Below are 23199 nucleotides of genomic sequence, written 5' to 3'. Positions count from 1 at the left end.
CCGTGAAACGCCGCGTGGGAGGACTGGAGACCGAATTCGGTCTGGTGTGCGTGCGCGCCGACGGCACGCGCGCCCTCGAGCCCGAAGAGGCCGCCCGGGAGCTGTTCCGGCCGGTCGTCGCGATGGGCCGCTCCTCCAACGTGTTCCTGAAGAACGCCGCCCGTCTCTACCTGGATGTGGGCTCCCACCCCGAATACGCGACCGCCGAATGCGATGACTGGTGGGAGCTGGTCGCCCAGGACCGCGCCGGGGAGCAGATCTTCGCCGACCTCACCGCTCAAGCCAATGACCGCCTGGCCGAGGCCGGGCACGATGCTCGCATCCACCTGCTGAAGAACAATGTGGACTCCGAGGGAAACGCCTTCGGCTCCCATGAGAACTACCTCGTGGACCGCCGCGGCGAGTTCACCCGCCTGCCCCGATTCCTGGTGCCGTTTCTCGTGACCCGCCAGATCGTCACCGGTGCCGGTGGTGTCGTGACCGATGACGGCATCGGCGATAAGGACAGTGGCGACAAGAACCGTGGTGACAAGACAGGCGCCGACGCAGCAGCTGGGGCAGCGCGCTTCGTGTTCTCCCGTCGCAGCGACCACATGTGGGAGGCAGTCTCCTCGGCCACCACTCGCACCCGTCCCATCATCAACACCCGCGATGAACCTCACGGCGATCCGAGCCGGTTCCGCCGCCTGCACGTCATCGTCGGCGACTCCACGATGAGCGAGGTCTCCACCCACCTGCGCTTCGCGACCACCGACCTGGTGCTGCGTGCTATCGAATCCGGACGCGCCCTGCCGGACGTCGTCCTCGCCGATGACATTGCGGCGATCCGGGCCGTCGCCCGCGACCTCACCGGCAGCACCCCGCTGCCGCGTGAGGACGGCGGCACCACCACCGCGCTCGAGATCCAGCAGCGCTGGCTGGACCACGTCAGCGACCTCGCCGAGGACGAGACCGAACGCGAAACCCTCGAGACCTGGCAGAAGGCCCTGGATGCCGTCCGCACCGGGGACCGCACCTGGGCCGCGCAGCACCTCGACTGGGCGATCAAGGAGCGACTGTTCACCCAGGTCACCGAGCGACGCGGCACGGACATGTCCGATCCGGCGCTTGAACGCCTGGACCTCGCCTACCACGATCTGGATCCCGAGCGGGGCCTGTTCGACTCCTTGCGCCGCCGCGGCCTCGCACCCACGGTGCTGAGCGCCGAGCAGATCCAGCGAGCCCGCACCACCGCACCGACCACCACCCGCGCCCACCTGCGCGGCCAGGTGGTCACCGCCGCCCAGGAGCACGACGTGGACCACGCCGTGGACTGGACCACCATGCGCCTCACCCGTCCTGGGGCGATGCCCGTGCAGATCCTCGACCCCTTCACCACCACCTCCGCGGATGTCGAGGCGCTGATCGCCGAGATCCGCGCCCAGGGCGCCACAGCGGATCCGCCGCCCTTCGCCTAAGGGCCGCGCCACATCCAGCGCGCACCCTGCACCCGACCCGTACCCTGGTTCCGACCCCGACCCGGGGACTCGATCTGAAAGGCCTGCCCTCCGTGACCTCACCCCTGCGCCGTCGCACCCTGCTGACCACCGCCCTTGCCGCGACCGCCGCCATCGGCCTGGCCGCCTGCGACGAGAACGGCTCTGGTCCCTCCGACGCCGGAGGCGCCTCCGACGGCGGCGGCGAGCGTCCCCTGGACAGCGTCAGCATCAGCGAGGATCTCGGCGCTGAGCCGACGCTCGAGTTCGAGGCTCCGCTGTCCATCACCGCCCCGCAGGCCGAGGTCATCGCTGAAGGCGACGGGGATGTCATCGCCGAGGGCGACACGATCATCTGGCACCAGATGTATGTGGATGCCTCCTCTGGAGAGACCCTCGAATCCTGGTGGCAGGGCGCTCCCGCGGGCGGCCTCACGGTGCAGGCCGAGGCGCTCGGCCCGGATGCCTTCGAGTTCTTCACCGCGCTGCCGGTGGGCTCCCGCTTCGCGATGGCGGGCTGGCAGCAGGGAGGCGACGGCCAGCGCTATGCCCTGATCCAGGTGGCCGATGTGCAGCGCGTCGTCTCACCGCTGCGTGCCGAGGGTGAGCCCGGCGAGCCCTCGGGTGATTTCCCCGCCGTGACCCTCGGCGAGGATGGCGCACCGAGCCTCGAGGGTGCACCGGAAGGGGAGCCGCCCGCGGAGACGGTGCGGGAGGTCCTCATCACCGGCAACGGCGAGAAGACCCGCAAAGGCGACTACCTGGTCATGCAGTACACCGGCTGGAAGTGGTCTGACGGCAGCCAGTTCGACTCGTCGTGGGAGCGCGGTGCTCCGTTCTCCTTCGTCCAGGGGCAGGGCCGGGTGATTCCCGGCTGGGACGAGAACCTGACGGGCCTTCCGATCGGCAGCCAGGTCATGCTCGTCATCCCTCCCGCGGACGCCTACGGGGAGGACCCCGAGAAAAACGAGCTCGGCGGTGAGACCCTCATCTTCGTCGTCGACGTGCTGGACGCCGAGCCCGTGAAGGCCTGACCACCCCCTTTTTCTGATCTGATCGACCACCCCGAACCACCGCTCATAGGAGGAGCATCATGACCGATCGCAGCAAGCCCGAGGTCGCCCGCCCCGAGTCCGAGACCCCCACTGAGCTCGTCAGCATCGACGAGATTCTCGGGGAGGGCGAGGAGGCCGGCCGCGGCGACATCGTGGACGTGCACTACGTGGGCGTCTCCCACTCCACCGGCAAGCAGTTCGACGCCTCCTGGGACCGCGGCGAGCCGCTGCGCTTCCAGCTGGGCGTGGGCCAGGTCATCGCCGGCTGGGACCAGGGCGTTCAGGGTATGAAGGTGGGCGGCCGCCGTCGTCTCGAGATCCCCGCCTCTCTCGCCTATGGCGAGCAGGGCGCCCCGCCGGTGATCGCCCCCGGTGAGGCCCTCGTGTTCGTGTGCGACCTGGTGGCGGTGCACAAGCGCTGAGCACCACGCCTTCCGCCGCGGCGGCGGGGGAGCCGGATGAGGCCCAGCAGGGTCTGTTCGCGCCCCCCGCCGTCGCTGTTCCCGACCCGCCCGCGGAGCACCCCGGGCGGGCCCGTGGTCTGCGCACCACCGCAGGATTCGATGTGGTCGCCGAGCGTCCGGTGGCGAGCGTCCGCCTGATCGGAGTGCTGCCGCATCTGGATCGGCCCTTCGAGTACGCCGTCACCCCGGCGACCGCCGCGGCGGAGGCCGGGATGCGGGTGCGGGTGCGGTTCTCGGGGAAGGACACCGAGGGCATTGTGCTGGGTCGGCACGCGGAGCCGACGACCGACCGGGCGCTTGCGCCGCTGGCCCGACTGGTCTCCGATGATGTGGTGGTGCCGCCCGCGATGATGCGGGTGTGCGAGGAGATCGCTGAGCGCTGCGCCGGCACCGTCGGGGATGTGCTGCGCCTCGCGCTGCCGCCGCGGCATGCCCGCGCCGAGAAGGCCGACCGCACGGCCGCGGAGAAAGCCGCAGAGAAAGCTGCGGAAGAGGCCGATCAGGCACAGGACGAGCAGGCACAGGACGAACAGGCACAGGACGAACAGGCCGAAGATCCCGCCGACGCCCCCGCAGCGGACACACCCCCGTCGGCCCCCCGACGTCCCGGTGACCGGTATCCGGGGCTTGCCGCCCTGCTCTCCCGGGCGGGGAGCCCCGAGGGCCCGGTGCCCCGCGCCCACCTGATCCTCGATGCTGCAGACCCCTGGACGATCGTCGCCGCCGATGCGATCGCGGACCTCGGTCCGGACCGCGGCGCCCTCGTCATCGCCCCCGATGGGCGGGACGTCGCGCGCCTAGCCCGCGTCCTCACCGCACGCGGCATCGACCACGAGATCCTCGCCGGTGCCGAAGGACCCGAAAAGCGCTACCGCACCTTCCGCCGCATCCTGCGCGGCGCCACCCGGGTGGTGCTCGGCAACCGCTCCGCAGCCTTCGCCCCCGTCCAGGACCTCGCCCTCATCATCTGCGTGGATGAGGCCGATGACCTGCTCGAGGAGCCGCGCGCCCCCTACCCGCACACCCGCACCGTGCTGCAGTGCCGCTCCGCCGAAGAGCGCAGCGCCCTGCTGTTCCTCTCGGCGGGCCTGTCCGTGCCGCTGCGAGCCCTGGCCGATGCCGGCTACCTCGCTGCCCTGGAGCCCATTCCAGCGCCGATCACCCAGGTGCGCCCGCGGATCGTCGCGATGGACGAATACCTGCGTGAGCGCGAAGGCCCCTCGGGCCGCTCCCGCATGCCGCAGGAGGCGCTGCGGGTGCTGCGTCGGGGCCTCGCCCACGGGCCGGTGCTCGTGCAGGTGCCGCGCTCCGGGTACATCCCCGCGATCTCCTGCACCTTCTGCGGCACGCGCGCCCGCTGCCCCACCTGCTCGGCCCCACTGTCCCTGCGCGGGCGCGGCGGCCCCCTGCACTGCGCGGTCTGCGGGAAGCGCGAGGACGGCTACCGCTGCCCCGAATGTGACCGGCCCGAGGTCCGAGCAGTGGTCATCGGATCCACCCGCACCGCCGAAGAGCTGCACCGCGCCTTCCCCCACGCGGAGCTCGTCGTGGCCGGTGGCGCCCATGGGCCGCTCGAGGATGCTGCGGTGCCCGAGCACGGCATCGTCGTCGCCACCCCCGGGGCAGAACCCGACCCGGCAGGCGGATACGCCGCTGCGCTGCTGCTGGATGCCGATGCGATGCTCGCCCGCGCCGCCTTCGACGCGGATGTCGAGGCCGTGCGGCGGTGGCGCAACGCGATCGCGCTCGTGCGGCCCGCCGAGCAGGACGGGGAGGTGCTCATCGTCGGAACCTCCACGCTCCCGGCGATCCGCGAGCTCGTCGCCCATCGTTCGCGCGTCTTCATCGACCGGGTGCTCGAGGATCGCCGCGACCTGGACCTGCCGCCCTTCTCTCGGGTCGCCGAAGTGGTGGGGGAGCGGGAGACCTGCCGGCGCTTCGTGGATGCCCTCGACCTGCCCGGAGGCACCGACGTGTTCGGGCCCGTGGACCTCGAACGCCCCGAGGATGCGGGCCGCGCCCGCGCTGTGCTGCGGATCGCCCCGGAGCGGGCGCGGGAGCTCGCGGCAGTGCTGCGTGCCGCGGTCGCCGCCCGCAGCGCCCGCAAGGACCGCGGGTCCCTCCGGGTGCGCCTGGATCCGCCCGACGTGTTCTGACCTCCGCGCCCGTAGACTCAGGGCATCATGCGTGTTCTCTTCGCCGGCACCCCCGAGGTGGCCCTCCCGTCCCTGCAGGCCCTCCTGGACTCCCCGCACGAGGTGGTGGGAGTGCTCACCCGCGCCGATGCCCCCTCCGGACGGGGCCGGAAGTTGCGGCCCTCCCCGGTCAAGCAGCTCGCCCTGGACGCGGGCCTGCCGGTCCTCACCCCGGCGACGCTGCGCGATGACACGGTGCTCGGCCAGCTGCGGGAGTTCGCGCCAGAAGCCGCACCCGTGGTCGCCTACGGGAACCTCGTCCCACCCGCCGCGCTCAGCATCCCCACCCACGGCTGGGTGAATCTGCATTTCTCGCTGCTGCCCGCCTGGCGCGGTGCCGCGCCCGCGCAGCGGGCTGTGCTTTCCGGTGAGCGACACACCGGGATCAGCGTGTTCCGTCTCGCGGAGGGCCTGGACACCGGGGATCTCATCAGGGCCGCTCCGGCGGTGATCGGCGAGCATGAGACCTCCGGGCAGCTGCTCGAGCGTCTCGCGCGCGAGGGTGCGCCGCTGCTGCTGGAAGCCCTCGACGCCCTCGCCGCCGGCACTGCCACCTTCACCGAACAGGACCACGCCGCCGCTACGCACGCCGCGAAGCTCACCCCGGCCGAGGCCCGCATCGACTGGACCCGACCCGCCGAGCAGGTGGGCGCCCATATCCGCGGTATGAGCCCCGACCCCGGTGCGTGGACGCTGCTGGACGGGGCGCGCACCCGCATCCTCGGCACCGAGCCGCTGCCCCCGCAGCTTCCCGAGGTGGAGCTGCCCCCGGGACGCCTCCATGCGATGAAGAAGCACCTGCTGGTCGGCACCGGGACCGGGCCGATCGCGATCTCGATCATCGCCCCGCCTGGGAAGAAGGCGATGCGCGGCGCCGACTGGGCGCGCGGCGCGAACCTCAGCCCTGAGACCACCTTCGCCCCTGCCGAGGAGGACGCATGAGCGCGGACCGACAGCATCGCCGCGGCGGCTCCTCGCGTCAGGGCCGCGACGCCAAGGGCCGCCAGCGCTCCGGCTCTCGGGGCCGCGGTGGCCCCCGGCAGGGCTGGTCCGCCTCGCGTCCCTCGGAGCGGGCCCGCCGCGCCACCCCATCGCGGGAGGTCGCCCTCGAAGGGCTGCGCCTGGTCCGCGAGGAGGATTCCTACGCCAACCTCGTCCTGCCGCGCCTGCTGCGCTCGGCCCGCCTCAGCGGCCGCGATGCCGCCTTCGCGACCGAGCTGTTCTATGGCTCCCTCCGCGCCCAGGGACGGCTCGATGCGATCCTCGCCGCCTGCGTGGACCGTCCCCTGGAGAAGGTGGAACCGGCGCTGCTGGACGTGCTGCGCCTGGGCGCCCATCAGCTGGTGGAGATGAGCGTCGCCCCGCATGCGGCGACCAGCGAGACGGTGGCCCTCGCCCGTGCCGCCGTCGGGGCGGGGGCGGCGAGCTTCGTCAACGCCGTCCTGCGCCGAGTGGGCGAGCGGACCCTCGAGGAGTGGCTCGCGGCGGTCGCACCGTCGCGCGAGAAGGACCTCATCGGCCACCTGTCGATCGTCCACTCCCATCCGCGCTGGGTGGTGCGGGCTCTGCGCGATGCTCTGCTCGGTCACGGCCGGGATGTCGCCGAGCTTGAGGAGCTGCTGGCCGCTCAGAATCGCGCGCCTGCCGTGGCTCTCGTGATGCGGCCGGGGCTGACGGACCTCGACGAGATGATCGACGAGGGCGCCACCGCGGGCCGCTGGTCGATCTTCGCCGCCTCCTGGCCCTCGGGCGACCCCGGCGGCACGGATGTCCTCAAGCAGGGCCGGGCCGCCGTCCAGGACGAGGGCAGCCAGCTCGTGGCGCTCGCTCTCGCGCTCGGCGCCGATGACCTCGTGCTCGCCGATGACGCCCGCTGGCTGGATCTGTGTGCCGGCCCCGGCGGCAAGACCGCCCTGCTCGGCGGGCTCACCATCGGCCATGACGCGCAGCTGCTGGCCGTGGAGCTGCAGGAGCACCGCACCGAGCTGGTGGACCGCGCCGTCGCGACCCTCCGCGAGGCCGGCGCCGAGATCACTACCCGCACCGCCGACGGCACGACCATCGGCACCGAGCTGCCCGCGACGTTCTCCCGGGTGCTTGCCGATGTGCCCTGCTCGGGCCTCGGTGCGCTGCGGCGACGGCCCGAGGCCCGCTGGCGCCGCCAGCCCGGGGACATCGGGCACCTGTCGACCGTGCAGCGTGATCTGCTGGCCTCGGCCCTGGATGCCGCGGCGCCCGGCGGTGTCGTCGCCTACGTGACCTGCTCCCCGCACCTGGCGGAGACCCGGTTCATCGTCGAGGAAGCGCTCAAGCGCCGCGATGATGTGGAGCAGCTCGATGCGCGCGAGGCCCTGCGCGCCGGGGTGCTGCCGGAGCGCGCCGCGCAGATCGACCTGGGGGAGGGGCCGGCCGTGCAGCTGTGGCCCCATGTGCACGGCACTGATGCGATGTATCTCGCGCTGCTGCGCAAGCACGGCGGCGGCACCGACACCACCGCCCGTGAGGGCACCGACGATGGGAAGGACCAGTCATGACGACCGCCTACTCGACCGCCAGCCACTACATCCACCCGTCGATCCTCAACTGCGACTTCATGAGCATCGGCACCGAGATCGACAAGATCTCCAGTGCTGATGCCGTGCACGTGGATGTCATGGACAACCACTTCGTCCCGAACCTCACCTTCGGCCCCTCGATGGTCGAGCAGATCGTCGAGCGCAGCACCATCGGCATCGATGCTCACCTGATGATCGAAGACGCCGATCGGGAGGCCCCCGCCTACGCCGAAGCCGGCGCCAGCTCGGTCACCTTCCACCTCGAGGCCTCCCGCGCCCCGGTGAAGCTCGCCCGCGATCTGCGCCGTAAGAACGTCCAGGTGGGTGTGGGGCTGCGCCCCGCCACCGCGGTCGAGCCGATCCTCGACATCATCGGCGAGTTCGACATGCTGCTGATCATGACCGTCGAGCCCGGATTCGGCGGGCAGAGCTTCCTGGAGACGATGCTGCCGAAGATCCGACGGGCCCGGCAGGCGATCTCCGAGGCGAACCTCGAGGTGTCGATCCAGGTGGATGGTGGGGTCAGCCGCGAGACGATCGAGCGCTGCGCTGAGGCGGGCGCCAACGTGTTCGTCGCAGGCTCGGCGATCTACCGCGCCCAGGATGCGGCGGAGGAGATCGCGGCGCTGCGCGAGCTCGCTGCCGCCCACCGCCCGCACTGAACCCGCCGGCCCGATCCCCTCGCACTGATTCCCGCGGCACGGACGTCCTGGCGGAGCCCGCGCCGGATCGTCGAACGGGCCACGACCAGCGCGTCCGTTCTTCTGCCCGCTCCGGTTCGAGTATGGTTGAGCGGTCACACATCGTGACGTGCTCCGGGGTCGGTGAAAGTCCGAGCCGGCGGTGATAGTCCGCGACCCGCTACGGCGGTGGAGCCGGTGGAACTCCGGCACCGACAGTCAAAGCCTGGATGAGAGGCGCACGTCCTTGATGCCGACGTGCGCGCCCTGACACGCCCGTCGTCCATGAAGGAAACCTTTTTCCCCGGAGCCACTGCTTCCACGGGAGAAAGGACCGTCATGGAATTTCTGCAGTGGCTCTTCGACGCGAAGATCGAATTCGCCGGAGGACAGTTCCTCATGCTCCGCGAGGTACTGGGCAATGTCTTCGGCCTGCTGAGCGCACTGGGCGGCATGCGCCGCAAGATCTGGGCCTGGCCGGTGGGCATCATCGGCAACGTCCTGCTGCTGACCGTGTTCCTGGGCAGCCTGTTCGGCGACGCCTCCCACGTGGACCTGCTGGGGCAGGCCGGGCGCCAGGTCATGTTCATCGCCACCAGCGTCTACGGCTGGGTGCGCTGGCACCGCACCAAGGAATCCGGGGCCGGGACCGCGGTCGAACCCGAATGGGCGTCCTGGGGCACCAGGGCGCTGCTGATCGCCGCGATGGTCGGCGGCACCGCCGCGCTCACCCCTCTGTTCCGCGCGCTCGGCTCCTATGAGCCGGTGTGGGCCGATGCCTGGATCTTCATGGGCAGCCTGCTGGCCACCTACGGCATGGCCAAGGGCTGGGTCGAGTTCTGGTTGATCTGGGTGGCGGTGGACATCGTCGGCGTGCCCCTGCTGCTGTCCGCTGGCTACTACGCAAGCGCCTTCATGTACCTGTTTTACGGGGTGTTCACCTTGACGGGATTCTTCGTGTGGTGGCGCGTGCGTCGCCGCCGCGAGGACGCTCCCGAGGAGACCGTCAGCGTCGAGACCGCTCATCTGGACCCCACGGTGCAGCGCCGCTGAGCGGTCCATCCCGCAGCCCGGGACCCAGGGACGCGCTACCTGTCGTGGCGCGTACCCTGGCCGGGTGAAGGATTTCGAGAGCCTGTACGCCGAGCTCGCCGAGAAGGCCCGCACCCGCCCCGAGGGATCGGGCACCGTCGCGGAGCTCGATGCCGGGGTGCACCACATAGGCAAGAAGATCGTCGAGGAGGCCGCCGAGGTGTGGATGGCCTGCGAGCACGAGTCGAAGGACGCCGCCGCGATGGAGATCAGCCAGCTGCTGTATCACCTCCAGGTGATGATGCTGGCCACCGACATCACCCTCGAGGACGTCTACCGACACCTGTGAGCACCGGGCCCCCGGCCCTGAAGCCCTGAAGCCCTGAAGCCCTGAAGCCCTGAAGCATCGTGCCCGCGCCCAGCCCGCGGCGCGTCCCTGCCGCCTCTGATCTGTCCCGCCGAGCCATCCACCGCCTGCGCGGTGAAGGAGGAACCGATGCTGCGCATCGCCGTCCCGAACAAGGGAGCCCTGTCCGAACCCGCCGCCGAGCTGCTGCAGGAGGCCGGATACCGCCGCCGCGGCATGGCCAAGGAGCTCGTGGTGGTCGATGAGGAGAACGGCGTGGAGCTGTTCCATCTGCGCCCCCGGGACATCGCCGTGTACGTCGGCTCCGGCACCGTGGATGTGGGCATCACCGGGCAGGACATGCTGCGCGACTCCCGCACCCCGGCCCGCGAGATCCTCGAGCTCGGCTTCTCTCGCTCGACCTTCCGCTTCGCCGCTCCCGCCGGTACCCACCGCGATGTCACCGACCTCGCCGGTGCCCGCATCGCCACCAGCTACGAGTCGCTCGTCGCCGACCACCTGGCCGAGCACGGCGTCGAGGCCCAGGTGGTGCACCTCGACGGTGCGGTGGAATCCGCGATCCGCCTCGGCGTCGCCGATGTCATCGCCGATGTCGTCGAGACCGGCACGACCCTGCGTCAGGCGGGTCTCGAGCCCTTCGGCGCGCCGATCATGACCAGCCAGGCGGTGCTGTTCTCCCGCCCCGGCATGGAGCTCGACGAGCAGGGCCAGCATGCCCTGGAGGTGCTCGAACGGCGCATCCGCGGTGTGCTCGTCGCCCGCGAGTACGTGATGCTCGACTACGACATCCCCACTGCCCAGCTCGAGCGCGCCGTGGAGATCACCCCGGGGCTGCAGTCCCCGACGGTCTCCCCGCTGCACGGTGGCGAGTGGTCCGCGGTACGCGCCATGGTGGATCGGCGCTCTGCGCACCGCATGATGGATGACCTCTACGAGGTCGGGGCCCGCGCGATCCTGGTGACCGCGATCCAGGCCTGCCGCATCTGAGATGTCCATCAGCTCCCGCCAGCTCGGCCCCGAGCTTCCTGAGCGCACCGCGACGGTGGTGATCCGCCCGCGGGCGGTGCGCGTGGCGGCCTATGTGACGGCGGTGATCGTGCTGGGCGGGATGATCGCCGGGGCCGTGCTCATCACGTCCTTCCAGCTGGGCGGCCGCCTGGCGCTGGTGATGATCGGGCTGCTGCTGGCGCTGCTGTGCCACCTGTACGCCTCGGTGCGCGTGGTGGCGCGGCCCGAGCACCTCGAGATCCGCAACCTCATGCGCTCCCGCACGCTGGACTGGCCGGAGGTGCTGGGGATCAGCTTCCCGATGGGGGATCCGTGGGCGCATCTGGATCTCGCCGATGGGCGCACACACCCGGTGCAGGCGATCCAGCGCTATGACGGCCAGCGTGCGATCGCCGATGCACGTCTGCTGCGCGATCTCGCGCGTGACCGCGGCGAGGCGCCGGGCGGCTGAGCCGCTCAGTCGTCCGGATCGGCGTCCAGCAGCTGCGCCGCGCAGCGCCCGGCGAGCGCCGCGTAGAGGAAGGACGAGGAGTCCTCGGCGAGGGTGCGGCCCATCGACGTCATCCGCACCGGCATCTCCTCGAGCGCGTCCCGCAGCCCCTTGGCGTCGATCTCGACCATCTCGTGCAGGATCCCGCGCTTCTGCGCCGGCTTGATAATCGATGATTTCACCTGTTTCCGCACACACTCATGGAACTTGTTGTACCGCGAGTAGGTGCGGGGGAGCAGGGGCAGACGCACCGGAGCCAGGAGCGCCTGCCCATAGGTGGTCGCTGAGTGGTGGGACAGCTCCCGGTGCCGCGTGCGCTCATCGGCCTCCGAGACCCGCAGGGTCGCCACCGGGCATCCGCCGAGCACCGCGGCGGCATGCACCGCCTCGGCGATCTGCACCCCCGAGAATCCCCAACCGGTGCCGGTGCCGAGATTCCCTGGGCCCTGGATGACGATCGCAATATCGGCGCCGACGACGTGCTTGGCGCCCAGCAGCGCAGAATGCACGGTGACCGCCTCGTAATCGCCACCAAAGGACTGTCCGGCGCTGATCGTGGCAGCCAGCAGATTGGCCTTGCGCAGACGCGCGGCGCTGCGGGAATAGGCGGCCGGCAGTGCCGCGGCATCGGTGTGGATGTAGGCGATGCGCGCCGAACGCTTCTGGCGGCGGATCCCGGCGATGATCGCGGGCAGAGAGGAGTGCAGATCCGCGACCACGACGGGCATGGCCTCCAGGCCCTTGGCGTCGCGCAGGGTCTCGTAGTGCTCGCTCGCGGGGTCATCGAGCGCATCGACGAGCGTCTGCATCGGCGTGTATCGAGCCTTGACCATGTGCCCGTCGACCGCCTCCGCCTCGGGGAGGGCCTCGGGGCGGGCCACCACGAGGGCATCCCCACCGGTCCCGAGCTCACGACGCAGCGCATTGGTGTTCAGCAGCACCAGCTCACCAACCTCCGGCGTTCCGGTCAGCTCAGGGTAGGCCAGGGCACGCACCGTCTCCCGTGTCCCGTCGGCCTCGCCCTCGAGCTCGACCTCGAGCTGGACGGCGCCCGCCCAGGAGGCCAGCTCAGCGCGGACGTGTCCTCGTTCCCATCGCAGCATGCCCACCAGCCTAGGCCGGACCGTGCCGCGACCCGGCGCCCGCACCTGCGACATCACATCACGCTCGCGACCGCAGCTGACCCGGTGCCCTAGTCTGGCGGCGTGGCTTCGAAGAGTGTGGAGAGACTGCTCAACGTCATCATGACGATCGGCTCGCGGCGCCGAATCGACCGCAGCAAACTGTTCGCCGTGATCCCCGCCTATGCCGAGGCAACCTCCGACCAGGCGGCGGAGCGCATGTTCGAGCGCGACAAGGCAGCGATCCTCGCGCTCGGCCTGCCGCTGATCACCGAGAAGGATGTGCTGGACGAGAACATCGTCTACTACCGAATCGACTCGCCCGCCGGGGGAGCGGTGCTGGACCTCAGCACCGCGGAATACACGGTGCTGCTGGCCGCGAGCCGCGCCTGGGACGATGCGACCGCCGGCGGTGCCGCCCGCCGGGTGCGCGCGAAACTGCTGAGCCTGGGTCATGACGCCGACCCGGATCTGCTGCGCCGCACCCCGCGCGGGGCGGTGGAATCCTTGCCCGTGCTGAGCCCGCTGCTGGAGGCCGTGGTCACGGGGCGGTCGGTGCGATTCCGCTACCGTCCCGCGACGGGCGAGCCTGCGGACAGGCACGTCGAGCCGTGGGTGGTGGGCGTCCACCACGGCCACTGGTACCTGCACGGCTTCGACCGCGAGCGCTCGGCGCCGCGCTCCTTCCGAGCCTCGCGCATCGAATCCTTCCCCGTGCTCGGCAGCGCTGCGACGGCAGAGCGCCCGGCCGATCTCGACCTCGGGGAGGTCCTCACCACGATGCTGGACAGCGATGATCGCGCCGGTGCCCGGGTGCGGCTCGAGCCGTACAAGGCACTCGCGCTGCGGGACCGCGCCGGTGCCGGACTTGAGGAGCCCGAGGTGCAGCTGCCGCAGATGCCGCGCCCCGCGGCCCGCCGCCTCATCCTCGCCGAAGCCCGCTGGGCGAAGCTGCTCGAGCCCGCCGCGTGGCGCACCGAGATCGCCCAGGTGCTGAGCGACATCCGCGACCGCCACGCGGCCGCACCGGACCTCGCCCCGCTGGAGACGGCCGAAGCCCGGCCTGCGGTGCGGATCCGCAGCACGCAGCAGAGCGGCGATCATCTCTCGCGCCTGATCTCCACCGCCTCCTCCGTGATGCGCCGCGGCGAGGTGGATCTCGAGCAACTCGCCGAAGAGCTCGGCATCACTCCCGCGGAGCTCATCAAAGACCTCGAGGTGCTGTTCGTCTGCGGCGACATGGGCACCGGCTGGGAGGACTTCATCGAAACGGAGTACGAACACGGCATCGTGCGCGTGCGCAACGCCGAGCCGCTGCGCCGAGCTCTGCGGCTGTCTGCCGTGGAGACCACCGCCCTGCTGGCAGGGCTCGCGGCCCTCGAACCCGCGGCCGGGGAGGCCGAGGAGACCGTCGCCTCCGCGCGGCAGAAGCTCCTGGATGCCCTCGCCGCGGGCAGCGATCCCTCCGACGCCTCCGTAGCGCCCACGGCCCAGGAGCTCGCGGAAGCCGCTGCCGCCGATGAGTCCGCCGCCCGCACCGCCGATCGTGCCGAGACGGTGCTCTCTGCGGTGCAGGGGGCGCTGCGTGCCGACGAGGGCAGCGAGGAGGCACACCTCGTGATCCGCTATTCCTCCGCCGATCGGGCGGGCACGAGCGTGCGCCGCATCCGACCGCTCGCGATCGAGACCGATGGCACCCGCTCCTACCTGCGGGCCTACTGCGAGCTCGCCGAGGCGGAGCGCGCCTTCCGCCTGGATCGCGTGGTGGAGGTGCTGGATGCCGATGCGCCGATGCACCGCCCCGCAGGGTCTGCAGGCCCCGTGCTGTCCGGCCGGGTGCAGGACGGCGCCTGGCTGCGCCTGGAGGCACCGGCCCGCTGGATCGCTGAATCCTTCGACGCCACCGAACTGCGCGATGGAGCCGACGGGGTGACGTACGCGCATCTGCCTGCGCCCGTCCGAGCCTCCCTCGTCGATGCGGTGCTGGAGGCCGCCGGGGCGGCGGAGGTGCTCACGCCGCGTGATCTGAGAGACACGATCGTGACTGTGGCGCGGGACGCCGCTGCACGGCACGACACCTGAGAGCGGCTACCCTGGGACGGCCCGCTCCAGGTGGAGCGGTTCGTCGATGCGACGGCCCGAACGGCGCTCGCTCCGCTGTGGAATGATAGGGGGCGCCCGTGCCGCCGATGCGGCGCTGTCGAAAGGTACTTCAATGGGATTCATGCGTAACCCCTGGGCGATCGTGCTGCTGATCGTCCTGGTGATCCTCCTGTTCGGGGCGAACAAGCTGCCGGGCCTGGCTCGCAACATGGGCCAGTCGATGCGCATCTTCAAGAGCGAGGTCGAGGAGATGCGCGGGGAAGATCGAGACCGTGACGACGAGGACGCGGCCGATGACCGTGACCGTCGCTATGACGATCGTGATCGCGACCGGCGCTATGACGACCGGGACCGCGACCGTCGCCACGATGATCGTGATCGCCGCTACGACGACCGTGAGCGGGATCGTCGCGACCGCTACGAGGACCGCGAGTACGACCCGCGCGACGGCGAGGACGAGCGCGAGCGGCTGCGCGTCCGCGAGGACGACGACTCCTACCGCCGCGACTGAGCACTCGATCGACGATGTGCTGGCGGGGTCCGGGCGGCTGACCGCTCGGACCCCGCAGCGTGTGAGGAGGCGATTCCGTGGCGGATGAGACACGGGACCGGGGCCGCAGCGCCCCGGCCAAGCCGGCGAAGAAGCCGCGCAAGGACCCCGAGGGGCGCATGTCCCTCGGCGAGCACCTGACCGAGCTGCGCAACCGTCTGATGATCTGCGCGGTGACGGTGCTGGTGCTCGCCATCGTGGGCTGGTTCCTGTTCCCGTGGGTGTGGGACGTGCTGCAGCGGCCCTTCATCATCGCCTCCCGCAAGGGGTACAACGCGGCGTTGAACTTCCAGGGAGCCGGCACCGGTCTGAACGTCCGCCTGCAGCTGGCCGCGTACATGGGGCTGATCCTCTCCTCCCCGATGATCATGCTGCAGACCTGGCTGTTCGTCATGCCCGGGCTGCACAAGAACGAGCGCCGCTACGCGCTGGGGTTCTTCGGCGCCGCAATCCCGCTGTTTTTCCTGGGCTGCGCGGCTGGGTACTGGGCGGTGAACCAGCTGATCCCGGTCCTGCTGAGCTTCACTCCGCAGGAGGATCAGGTCGAGCAGCTGATCCGCTACGACGAGTATCTGGCGCTGCTGGTCAAGACCATGCTCGCCTTCGGCATCGCCTTCGTCATCCCGGTGGTGATGGTGGTGCTGAACCTCATGGGCCTGATTCGGGGGCGGACCATGCTCAAGGGCTGGCGCTGGATCATCTTCATCAGCTTCCTGTTCACCGCCGTCATGGTGCCCACTCCGGAGCCGCTCACCCTCATCGCCATGTCCGGCTCGATCGCCTCGCTGTTCTTCGGCGCGATCGTCATCGCGATGCTCAACGACCGACGGCGCGACAAGAGGGAGGGCACCTCCCAGGACGTGGACCGCGCCAGCCGGATCGATGACGCCCCCGCCCCGATCGAACGCGCCAAGCGTCTGGACGAGATCGACGAGGACGCCGAGGAGCGCCGGTGAGCCGCCTGCGGGTGGGCCTGCTGACCAACCCCGCTGCCGCCCACGGTGCCGGACGCCGCACTGGTCGGCAGGTCGCCCAGCTGCTGCGCCTGGCCGGACTGTCCGTCGTGGACCTCTCCGGACCCTCCGCCCATGTAGCCCGCGCCCGCGAGGAGGACGTGCGCGACACCCTCACGGCGCTGGTCGTGATCGGCGGGGACGGCACCGTGGCGCTCGGCGCAGAGATCGTGGCCGGCACACCGGTGCGGCTCGGCATCGTTCCGGCCGGATCCGGCAATGACTTCGCCCGCGCCCTCGACATCCCGATCAACGACCCGGAGGAGGCCACGCGCATCCTCCTGCACGCCCTCTCGCGCCCCGCGGTGCGAATCGACGCGATCGAGGTGCTCGCCACCGGGGAGCACGCCCTGCCGCACCGCTCTCTCGCGCTCGGCAACGTGAACCTGGGCTTCGATGCCCTCGTCAACGCACGCGCGAACAGCGCCCGCCACCGCACCATGCGCTACACCACGGCGGTGCTGCGCGAGCTGCCGGCCTTCCGCCCGCTGCCGTTCTGGATCGAGATCGACGGCGGCGAGCGCCAAGAGCTCGACGCCTCGATCCTCACCCTGTGCAACACCGGTGTGTTCGGCGGCGGCATGCGCATGGCACCGGAAGCTCGGGTGGACGATGGGCAGCTCGAGCTCGCGGCCGTCACGGACATCAGCCGCACCCGGCTGCTGCGGTTCTTCCCCCGCGTCTTCCGCGGCACCCACACTGAGCTGGACGAGGTGCAGATCCAGCCGGTCCGCCAGATCACCGTGGGCATCCGCTCCGGCCGGGGCCTGCGCGCCTATGCCGACGGTGAGCCGCGCTCAGTCCTGCCCATCACCGCGCGGATCCTGCCCGGTGCGGTGCGGCTGCTCGCCCAGCTGCCGCAGGATCCCGCCGGGGGGAGCACGACCGGAGGTGAGGCATGACCTCGCCAGCCGAACGCTACGCCCAGTGGGCCGCCCAGCAGCAGCACGAACGCTCCGAGCTGGCCACCTTCACCGCCCGCTACCCCTTCGAGCTGGATGACTTCCAGCTCGCGGCGGGACGCGCACTCGAGTCCGGCAGCTCGGTGCTCGTCGCCGCACCGACCGGAGCGGGCAAGACCGTCGTCGGCGAGTTCGCGGTGCACCTGGCGCTGGCCGCAGGTCGCAAGGTCTTCTACACCGCCCCCATCAAGGCGCTGTCCAACCAGAAGTTCGGGGAGCTCGTGGAGTGGCTCGGCGCCGACCGGGTGGGTCTGCTGACCGGAGACACCTCGGTGCGGCCGGACGCCGAGGTGGTCGTGATGACCACCGAGGTGCTGCGCAACATGCTCTACGCGGACTCGCAGCTGCTGGACGGGCTCGGCTTCGTGGTCATGGACGAGGTCCACTACCTCGCCGACCGGCTGCGCGGACCGGTGTGGGAGGAGGTCATCATCCACCTGGACCGCGAGGTGCAGCTCGTCTCGCTGTCCGCGACCGTCTCCAACGCCGAGGAGTTCGGGGCGTGGCTGCAGGAGGTGCGCGGCAGCACCGAGATCATCGTTTCCGAGACCCGTCCGGTGCCGCTGTGGCAGCACGTCGTCGTGCGCGATGAGCTGCTGGACCTGTTCGTCGATGCCGACGGGGACGCCGTGGTCTCCCATGGCCCCGGCGCTGCGGCGCACCGCGAGGTCAACCCGCAGATCGAACGCATCACGTCCTTCTCCCTGCCAGTCGATGAGCGCCGCGGCGGGCATCGCGGTCGAGGGCACCGGGACCGCAAGGGCACGAGCGGACGGCACCGCCCCCGCGGCTCGGCGCAACGTCGAGGCCGCGGCGGGCGCGGTCCGCGCGAGGAGCACCGGGATCACCGGGGGCAAGGCCGACGGGGGAGTGAGGATCCGCGCCGTCACCACCGCGGGGGCGGCCGCGGTCCCGGCGGGGGAGTGCGCCCGCCCCGTCGGACCGATGTGGTGGAGCTGCTGGATGACCATGGGCTGCTGCCCGCCATCATGTTCATCTTCTCCCGCGCCGGCTGTGACGGTGCGGTCCAGCAGTGCGCCCGCGCGCACCTGCGCCTCACCGATGACACTGAGCGCCGTCAGATTCGCGCTGCGCTGGACGAAGAGCTCGCGCAGATCGGCGTGGAGGATGAGGACGTGCTGGGCATCGCCGCGTTCCGGCGCGCGGCCCTCGACGGCTATGCGGCGCATCACGCCGGGATGCTCCCGCTGCTGAAAACGGTCGTCGAGCAGCTGTTCTCCCGCGGGCTTATCAAGGTGGTGTTCGCCACCGAAACGCTGGCGCTCGGGATCAACATGCCCGCCCGCTCGGTGGTGCTCGAGAAGCTCGTGAAGTTCAACGGCGTGGAGCACGCGGACCTCACCCCGGGGGAGTACACGCAGCTGACCGGACGGGCCGGACGTCGCGGCATCGACACCGAGGGCCATGCGGTGGTCCTCGCGGGCCCGCGCTTCGACGCGCAGGCTGTTGCCTCCCTCGCCTCGCGCCGCACCTATCCGCTGCGCTCCGCGTTCCGGCCCACCCCGAACATGACGGTGAACCTGCTGGACCGCTTCGACCTCGCCCGCGCCCGGGAGACCCTCGAGACCAGCTTCGCCCAGTTCCAGGCCGACCGCTCCGTGGTGGGGCTGGCCCGCCGGGCCCGGGAGCTCGAGGACACGGCCCACGACTATCAGCAGGCGATCACCTGCGAGCGCGGAGACCTGCTGGAGTATGCGCAGCTGCAGGAGCAGATCTCCGCCCGTGAGAAGAGCCTCTCCCAGGCCCGGGCCGCGAAGGACCGTGACCGTACCCGCAGCATCCTCGGAGATCTGCGGCGCGGGGAGATCATCGCCCTGCCCGGTGGGAAACGCCGCGGCTACGCTGTCGTCCTCGACGTGGACCGTGCTGTCCTCGGCGGTCCTCAGGTGGAGCTGCTGGACACCGAGGGCAGACGCCGCACCATCCGCCCTGGCGATGTGCCCTCCGCCCCCGCCGTCATCGACACGATGCGGGTGCCGCGTCCGGAGACCCTCTCGAAGGGCAAGGTCCGCAAGGACACTGCCGCGGCGCTGCGCCAGCGCCTGTCCGGCCAGGAGGAGGATGCCCGTGCCGCGGTGCGTCGCCGAGCGCGGCGCAGTCCCTCCACCGCGGCGACGGATGCCCAGCTCATCGCCCTGCGTGAGCAGCTGGCTGCGCATCCCTGCGCGGCCTGCCCGGACCTGGATTCACATCTGCGCTGGGTGGGGCGTTGGCGTCGCACCCGCCGGGAGCTCGAGGGTGTACAGCATCGCATCAGCGGACGCACCAGCACCCTCGCCCGTGCTTTCGACCGACTCACCGCCCTGCTGCTCGAGCTCGGCTACCTCACGGAGGAATCCGGCGCCGACGCGGGAAGTACGCGCGAGCTGTATCCCACAGACAGCGGTATGCGGCTGCGCCGCCTGTTCAGCGACCGTGACCTGCTGATCGCCCAGTGCCTCGAGCACGGCGCCTGGACGGGGCTGGACGCCGCGGGCCTGGCCGCTGTGGTTTCCGCTGCGGTGCATGAGTCCCGGCGGGATGACCGTGCCCCCGAGCTGATCCCCGATCCAGCCGTGGACGCCGCTCTGGAGGCCTCGACACGTCTGGCCACGGCGCTGCAGGCCGCCGAGGCGCGGCACGGCATCGACCCGACCGATGCCCCCGATCCGGCGCTCGCGGCGATCGTCCACCGCTGGGCCCGCGGCAGCCATCTCGCGGCGGCGCTCGATGGCAGTGATCTGCCGCCCGGTGACTTCGTGCGCCACTGTCGGCAGGTCATCGATCTGCTGGATCAGCTGACCGCCGATCCGGTGCTGGGCCAGACGGCGCACCGAGCGATCCGGGCGGTGCGTCGCGGACTCGTGGCCCAAGAGATTGACCGATGAGCAAGCTCCCAGGTGACCGCGAGAAGCTGAGCGGTGTGAGCACCACTGACCTCGCCCCGGACCAGCCGACCGCCCAGCTGTACACCGGCATCGTGCTGTACAGCACCGTCGATCCTGAAGCGGACGCGATGCTGATCGCGGACGGCATGATCGCGTGGACCGGCACCGCGGATTCCGCCGCGGTGCTGCATCCGGACATCCCGCGCATCGACGCCACCGGATGCCTGGTCACTCCCGGGTTCGTCGATGCCGCCGCCACGGCCGACGGCTCCCTCCCCGCACCCCCGCAGGAGCAGGCCGCCGCGGCCCGCGGCATCGTGCTGCGCCTGCCCGGCCCGGCCGGAACCCGTGACGGTGTCCGGGTGATCGTGCCGGGCGATGAGCCGGTCCCGTACCGGGACTATGTGCGCGACGGGATCCCCTTCACCTTCGGCTCCGGCGGCGCCCCTCAGGCGCAGGACCCCTGGAGCTGGGTGCGTGCTGCTGCGCATGATCCCGACCCTGACCAGCGGGTGGGTGACCGTGCCGCCTTCCTCGCCGCCACCCGCGGCGGGCAGCGCGCCGCCGGGCACCGTCACCCCGGGGACCTGCGCACCGGCCTTCCCGCGACCTTCGTGGTGTGGGAGCCGTGGGACCTCACGGTCCGCTCCGAGGCCGCAGGCGTGGACACCTGGTCCACCGATCCGCGCTCACGCACGCCACTGCTGCCGGATCTGGACCAGGGCAGCCCCCGTGCGCTGCGCACGGTGATCGACGGTCGCATCGTGCACGACAGCCTGCCGAAGGCTGAGACATGAGCCGCAGCTCAGCCCGCGCCACCGCCCCGCGGCCCCCCGCCCGGCAGCGCGGCCACGCTGCTGCGCGCGATGAGTTCACCCCGACGCCCTGGCCGGCCGCACTGCTCATGGGGGTGCTCGGCGGACTGTGTGCCGTGCTGGCCTTCCCGCCCTACGACCTGTGGATGCTGCTGCCCATCGCGCTCGCCCTGCTGCTCGGCGGGCTGCTGGTGCGTTCCGCGCTCCTCGCGGTCTTCGTATCGCTGCTGTGGGGGCTGGCGTTCTTCGTGCCGCTCACCGAATGGGCGAGTACCTACGCGGGAGCCATGCCGTGGCTGGCGCTCGGCACCGTGCAGGCGCTGTACATCGTCCTGTTCGGAGGGCTCGCCCGCACGGTGATGGTCCGGCGGGGTCTGGGCCCGAGCACCCTGATGATCGTGGCTGGGCTGTGGGTGGCGGTGGAGAGCCTGCGCTCGCATTGGCCCTGGGGTGGACTGCCGTGGGGGGCGAGCGGCTTCGCCCTGTCGAGCTCTCCGCTGCTGAACCTCGCCCCCTGGGTGGGGATGGCGGGACTCGCCTTCGCCGTCGCCGTCATCGGCCAGCTGCTGCTGCTGGGCGTGCTGGCGCTGCTGGGGCGGCGCCGCACTGGCCTGGTCGGTTTCGCCGGGGTGTGGCCCTGCGCCGCCGCGGTCGCCCTGGTGCTACTGACCCTCGTGGTGCCGCATCCCGTGAACCGGGCTCCATCCGAGCGTCCCTCGATGACGATCGCCGCGATCCAGGGCTCGATGGGAGAGATCGACCCGGTCTCCTACGCCATGCCCGACGACGTGTTCGACAACCATCTGGAGATCACCCACCAGACGCTCGCGACAGCACAGCAGCAGGACATGGACCTGGACCTCGTGGTGTGGCCGGAGGATTCCACGGGCTGGGACCCGCGCCAAGATCCGCTGATGGCAGAGCAGCTCACCGCCATTGCCCGGGAGGCCGACGCCCCCTTGCTGGTCGGCACCCAAGCCGCCGTCGACGACAACCACCGACTGAACCAGGCGGTGCTGTTCGCCCCCGATGGCAGCATTCCCTACACCTACTCCAAGCGCCACCCCGTGCCGTTCGGCGAGTACATCCCGCAGCGGGAGCTGTTCCGCAAGATCACCGACAAAGTGGACCTGGTGTCCATGGACATGCTCCCCGGTGAGGAGGTCGGAGACATGGATCTGACAGCGCTCGGACTGGGGGAGGACACCGCCGGGGTGCTGATCTGCTTCGAGATCGCCTACGACAACCTCGTGCACGACGTCGTCGACGACGGTGCCGAGGTGATCATCGTGCAATCCAACAACGCGCTGTTCGGACACTCTCATGAGGCGATCCAGCAGCTCGCCGAAGCCAAGGTGATGGCCGTGATGTCCGGCCGCTCCGTCGTGCATATCTCCACCGTCGGCCACTCCGCGATCTTCAGCCCCGAGGGACGCCGGATCGATGTCGTGGACCACTGGGAACAGGGGGCGCTGCTGGCCGATGTGCCGCTGCGCACCGCCACCACGCCCGCGGTGGCCGCCGGGCCGTGGATCGCCGTGGGGCTCAGCGCGCTGGGGCTGCTGGGCCTGTTCGCGTCGCTTGCCTCACCGCACCGTGCCCTCGCGCGCACCTCCCGTTCTTCCCGCTCGCCCCGCACCTCGAAAGATCGTCGATGAGAGTTCGTCCCTCGAATCACCCGCCGCTCCCGCTGCTGGTGGTGATCCCCACCTATGACGAGATCGAGGCGCTGCCCGGCACCCTCGAGCGTCTGCGCGCCGCCGTGCCCGCCGCGCACGTCCTCGTGGTCGATGACGCCTCGCCCGATGGAACCGGGCAGTGGGCCCAGCAGCAAGCGCAGACCGATCCGGCGGTGCATGTGCTGCACCGCGAGGGCAAGCAAGGGCTCGGCCCCGCCTACCTCGCCGGCTTCGCATGGGGGCTCGAGCGCGGCTATGCCCTGCTCGCCGAGATGGACGCAGACGCCTCCCATCGGCCCGAACAGCTGCCGGGCTTGGTGGAGGCGGTGCGGCGCGGCGCGGATCTGGCGATCGGCTCCCGCTGGGTGCCCTGCGGGCAGGTCCATCACTGGCCGCTGCACCGCCTGCTGCTCTCCCGCGGGGCGAACACCTATGTGCGGCTCTGGCTGGGGATCGGGGTGGCCGATGCGACCGCCGGCTTCCGCGTGTTCCGCGCTGAGCTGCTGCAGCGCCTGATGGACCAGACCATCGCCTCGCAGGGCTACTGCTTCCAGGTGGATATGACCCGGCGGGCGCGTGAGCTCGGGGCGCTGATCACCGAAGTGCCGATCGACTTCGATGAGCGCACCGAGGGGGCCAGCAAGATGAGCGGCGACATCGTGCGCGAAGCGCTGGTGAAGGTCACCGCCTGGGGGCTCGCCCGCCGCACCCAGCAGCTTCGCGGACTGCTGCGCTAGCCTGAACGGG

General features: G+C 70.9%; 20 protein-coding genes and 1 riboswitch. Of the genes, 19 read left to right on the top strand and 1 reads right to left on the bottom strand.

The features are described 5' to 3' along the window. Positions 1–2 precede the first annotated feature (2 nt). The 11 genes from pafA to MU407_RS06165 all read left to right on the top strand — a co-directional run bounded on the left by pafA (position 3) and on the right by MU407_RS06165 (position 11282). Positions 3–1457 carry a Pup--protein ligase gene (gene pafA / locus MU407_RS06215; protein WP_246956201.1) on the top strand — a complete coding sequence of 485 codons (1455 nt, stop codon included), beginning with the start codon at positions 3–5 and terminating at the stop codon, positions 1455–1457. Positions 1458–1549: 92 nt separating this feature from the next. Beyond that, entirely contained in the window at positions 1550–2509 is a 960-nt protein-coding gene (locus tag MU407_RS06210) for an FKBP-type peptidyl-prolyl cis-trans isomerase (protein WP_246956199.1), read from the top strand. 59 nt (positions 2510–2568) lie between these two features. Next, a complete protein-coding gene (locus tag MU407_RS06205; RefSeq protein WP_102236278.1) occupies positions 2569–2952 on the top strand; it encodes an FKBP-type peptidyl-prolyl cis-trans isomerase in 384 nt (127 codons plus the stop codon). 143 nt (positions 2953–3095) lie between these two features. After that, entirely contained in the window at positions 3096–5150 is a 2055-nt protein-coding gene (locus tag MU407_RS06200) for a primosomal protein N' (protein ID WP_246956197.1), read from the top strand. 27 nt (positions 5151–5177) lie between these two features. Then, positions 5178–6131 carry a methionyl-tRNA formyltransferase gene (gene fmt / locus MU407_RS06195; RefSeq protein ID WP_102236277.1) on the top strand — a complete coding sequence of 318 codons (954 nt, stop codon included), beginning with the start codon at positions 5178–5180 and terminating at the stop codon, positions 6129–6131. After that, positions 6128–7723 carry a transcription antitermination factor NusB gene (locus MU407_RS06190; protein ID WP_246956195.1) on the top strand — a complete coding sequence of 532 codons (1596 nt, stop codon included), beginning with the start codon at positions 6128–6130 and terminating at the stop codon, positions 7721–7723. Before fmt ends, MU407_RS06190 begins: the two co-directional genes overlap by 4 nt. Then, entirely contained in the window at positions 7720–8406 is a 687-nt protein-coding gene (gene rpe, locus MU407_RS06185) for a ribulose-phosphate 3-epimerase (protein ID WP_102236275.1), read from the top strand. Before MU407_RS06190 ends, rpe begins: the two co-directional genes overlap by 4 nt. A 145-nt stretch (positions 8407–8551) precedes the next feature. Next, positions 8552–8670, top strand: a riboswitch (FMN riboswitch). Between the two features lie 93 nt (positions 8671–8763). Then, the gene (gene pnuC, locus MU407_RS06180) at positions 8764–9477 is read left to right on the top strand and encodes a nicotinamide riboside transporter PnuC (RefSeq protein WP_102236274.1); all 714 of its coding nucleotides are present in this window, start codon (positions 8764–8766) and stop codon (positions 9475–9477) included. Positions 9478–9541: 64 nt separating this feature from the next. Next, the gene (locus MU407_RS06175; RefSeq protein WP_102236273.1) at positions 9542–9805 is read left to right on the top strand and encodes a phosphoribosyl-ATP diphosphatase; all 264 of its coding nucleotides are present in this window, start codon (positions 9542–9544) and stop codon (positions 9803–9805) included. Between the two features lie 147 nt (positions 9806–9952). Further along, a complete protein-coding gene (gene hisG / locus MU407_RS06170) occupies positions 9953–10810 on the top strand; it encodes an ATP phosphoribosyltransferase (protein WP_102236272.1) in 858 nt (285 codons plus the stop codon). 1 nt (position 10811) lies between these two features. Next, a complete protein-coding gene (locus tag MU407_RS06165; RefSeq protein WP_246956193.1) occupies positions 10812–11282 on the top strand; it encodes a PH domain-containing protein in 471 nt (156 codons plus the stop codon). A 5-nt stretch (positions 11283–11287) separates the two neighbouring features. Here MU407_RS06165 and MU407_RS06160 read toward each other — a convergent pair whose 3' ends face one another. Next, a complete protein-coding gene (locus MU407_RS06160; protein WP_246956191.1) occupies positions 11288–12424 on the bottom strand; it encodes a DUF3866 family protein in 1137 nt (378 codons plus the stop codon). 102 nt (positions 12425–12526) lie between these two features. Between MU407_RS06160 and MU407_RS06155 the strand changes: the two genes are divergently transcribed. The 8 genes from MU407_RS06155 to MU407_RS06120 all read left to right on the top strand — a co-directional run bounded on the left by MU407_RS06155 (position 12527) and on the right by MU407_RS06120 (position 23189). Beyond that, positions 12527–14524, top strand: coding sequence for a WYL domain-containing protein (locus MU407_RS06155; RefSeq protein ID WP_246956189.1), 1998 nt, complete (start codon positions 12527–12529; stop codon positions 14522–14524). A 142-nt stretch (positions 14525–14666) separates the two neighbouring features. Then, complete coding sequence (gene tatA / locus MU407_RS06150) at positions 14667–15056, top strand: Sec-independent protein translocase subunit TatA (RefSeq protein WP_348648015.1); 390 nt, start codon at positions 14667–14669, stop codon at positions 15054–15056. Between the two features lie 77 nt (positions 15057–15133). Then, positions 15134–16051: a twin-arginine translocase subunit TatC gene (tatC, locus tag MU407_RS06145; RefSeq protein WP_246956185.1), complete on the top strand. Its 918-nt coding sequence runs from the start codon at positions 15134–15136 to the stop codon at positions 16049–16051. Continuing rightward, positions 16048–17010 (top strand): diacylglycerol kinase family protein, encoded by a 963-nt coding sequence (locus MU407_RS06140; RefSeq protein WP_246956183.1) that lies wholly within the window; start codon positions 16048–16050, stop codon positions 17008–17010. Before tatC ends, MU407_RS06140 begins: the two co-directional genes overlap by 4 nt. Beyond that, complete coding sequence (locus MU407_RS06135; protein ID WP_246956181.1) at positions 17007–19958, top strand: DEAD/DEAH box helicase; 2952 nt, start codon at positions 17007–17009, stop codon at positions 19956–19958. Before MU407_RS06140 ends, MU407_RS06135 begins: the two co-directional genes overlap by 4 nt. Then, positions 19955–20755: a hypothetical protein gene (locus MU407_RS06130; protein ID WP_246956179.1), complete on the top strand. Its 801-nt coding sequence runs from the start codon at positions 19955–19957 to the stop codon at positions 20753–20755. Before MU407_RS06135 ends, MU407_RS06130 begins: the two co-directional genes overlap by 4 nt. Continuing rightward, the gene (lnt, locus tag MU407_RS06125; RefSeq protein ID WP_246956177.1) at positions 20752–22431 is read left to right on the top strand and encodes an apolipoprotein N-acyltransferase; all 1680 of its coding nucleotides are present in this window, start codon (positions 20752–20754) and stop codon (positions 22429–22431) included. Before MU407_RS06130 ends, lnt begins: the two co-directional genes overlap by 4 nt. After that, positions 22428–23189 (top strand): polyprenol monophosphomannose synthase, encoded by a 762-nt coding sequence (locus MU407_RS06120; RefSeq protein WP_246956175.1) that lies wholly within the window; start codon positions 22428–22430, stop codon positions 23187–23189. Before lnt ends, MU407_RS06120 begins: the two co-directional genes overlap by 4 nt. Positions 23190–23199 lie beyond the last annotated feature (10 nt).

The organism is Brachybacterium sp. Marseille-Q7125, assembly GCF_023062615.1.
GTDB lineage: Bacteria > Actinomycetota > Actinomycetes > Actinomycetales > Dermabacteraceae > Brachybacterium.
This window is presented reverse-complemented; position numbering and strand designations above follow the sequence as displayed.

What these genes read in the sequence shown, in the direction of transcription:
- MU407_RS06205 (WP_102236278.1), top strand. Translation starts at nt 2,569, where the DNA reads ATGACCGATCGCAGCAAGCCCGAGGTCGCCCGCCCCGAGTCCGAGACC.
- fmt (WP_102236277.1), top strand. Translation starts at nt 5,178, where the DNA reads ATGCGTGTTCTCTTCGCCGGCACCCCCGAGGTGGCCCTCCCGTCCCTG.
- MU407_RS06190 (WP_246956195.1), top strand. Translation starts at nt 6,128, where the DNA reads ATGAGCGCGGACCGACAGCATCGCCGCGGCGGCTCCTCGCGTCAGGGC.
- rpe (WP_102236275.1), top strand. Translation starts at nt 7,720, where the DNA reads ATGACGACCGCCTACTCGACCGCCAGCCACTACATCCACCCGTCGATC.
- pnuC (WP_102236274.1), top strand. Translation starts at nt 8,764, where the DNA reads ATGGAATTTCTGCAGTGGCTCTTCGACGCGAAGATCGAATTCGCCGGA.
- hisG (WP_102236272.1), top strand. Translation starts at nt 9,953, where the DNA reads ATGCTGCGCATCGCCGTCCCGAACAAGGGAGCCCTGTCCGAACCCGCC.
- MU407_RS06165 (WP_246956193.1), top strand. Translation starts at nt 10,812, where the DNA reads ATGTCCATCAGCTCCCGCCAGCTCGGCCCCGAGCTTCCTGAGCGCACC.
- MU407_RS06160 (WP_246956191.1), bottom strand. Translation starts at nt 12,424, where the DNA reads ATGCTGCGATGGGAACGAGGACACGTCCGCGCTGAGCTGGCCTCCTGG.
- tatA (WP_348648015.1), top strand. Translation starts at nt 14,667, where the DNA reads ATGCGTAACCCCTGGGCGATCGTGCTGCTGATCGTCCTGGTGATCCTC.
- MU407_RS06135 (WP_246956181.1), top strand. Translation starts at nt 17,007, where the DNA reads ATGACCTCGCCAGCCGAACGCTACGCCCAGTGGGCCGCCCAGCAGCAG.
- MU407_RS06130 (WP_246956179.1), top strand. Translation starts at nt 19,955, where the DNA reads ATGAGCAAGCTCCCAGGTGACCGCGAGAAGCTGAGCGGTGTGAGCACC.
- lnt (WP_246956177.1), top strand. Translation starts at nt 20,752, where the DNA reads ATGAGCCGCAGCTCAGCCCGCGCCACCGCCCCGCGGCCCCCCGCCCGG.
- MU407_RS06120 (WP_246956175.1), top strand. Translation starts at nt 22,428, where the DNA reads ATGAGAGTTCGTCCCTCGAATCACCCGCCGCTCCCGCTGCTGGTGGTG.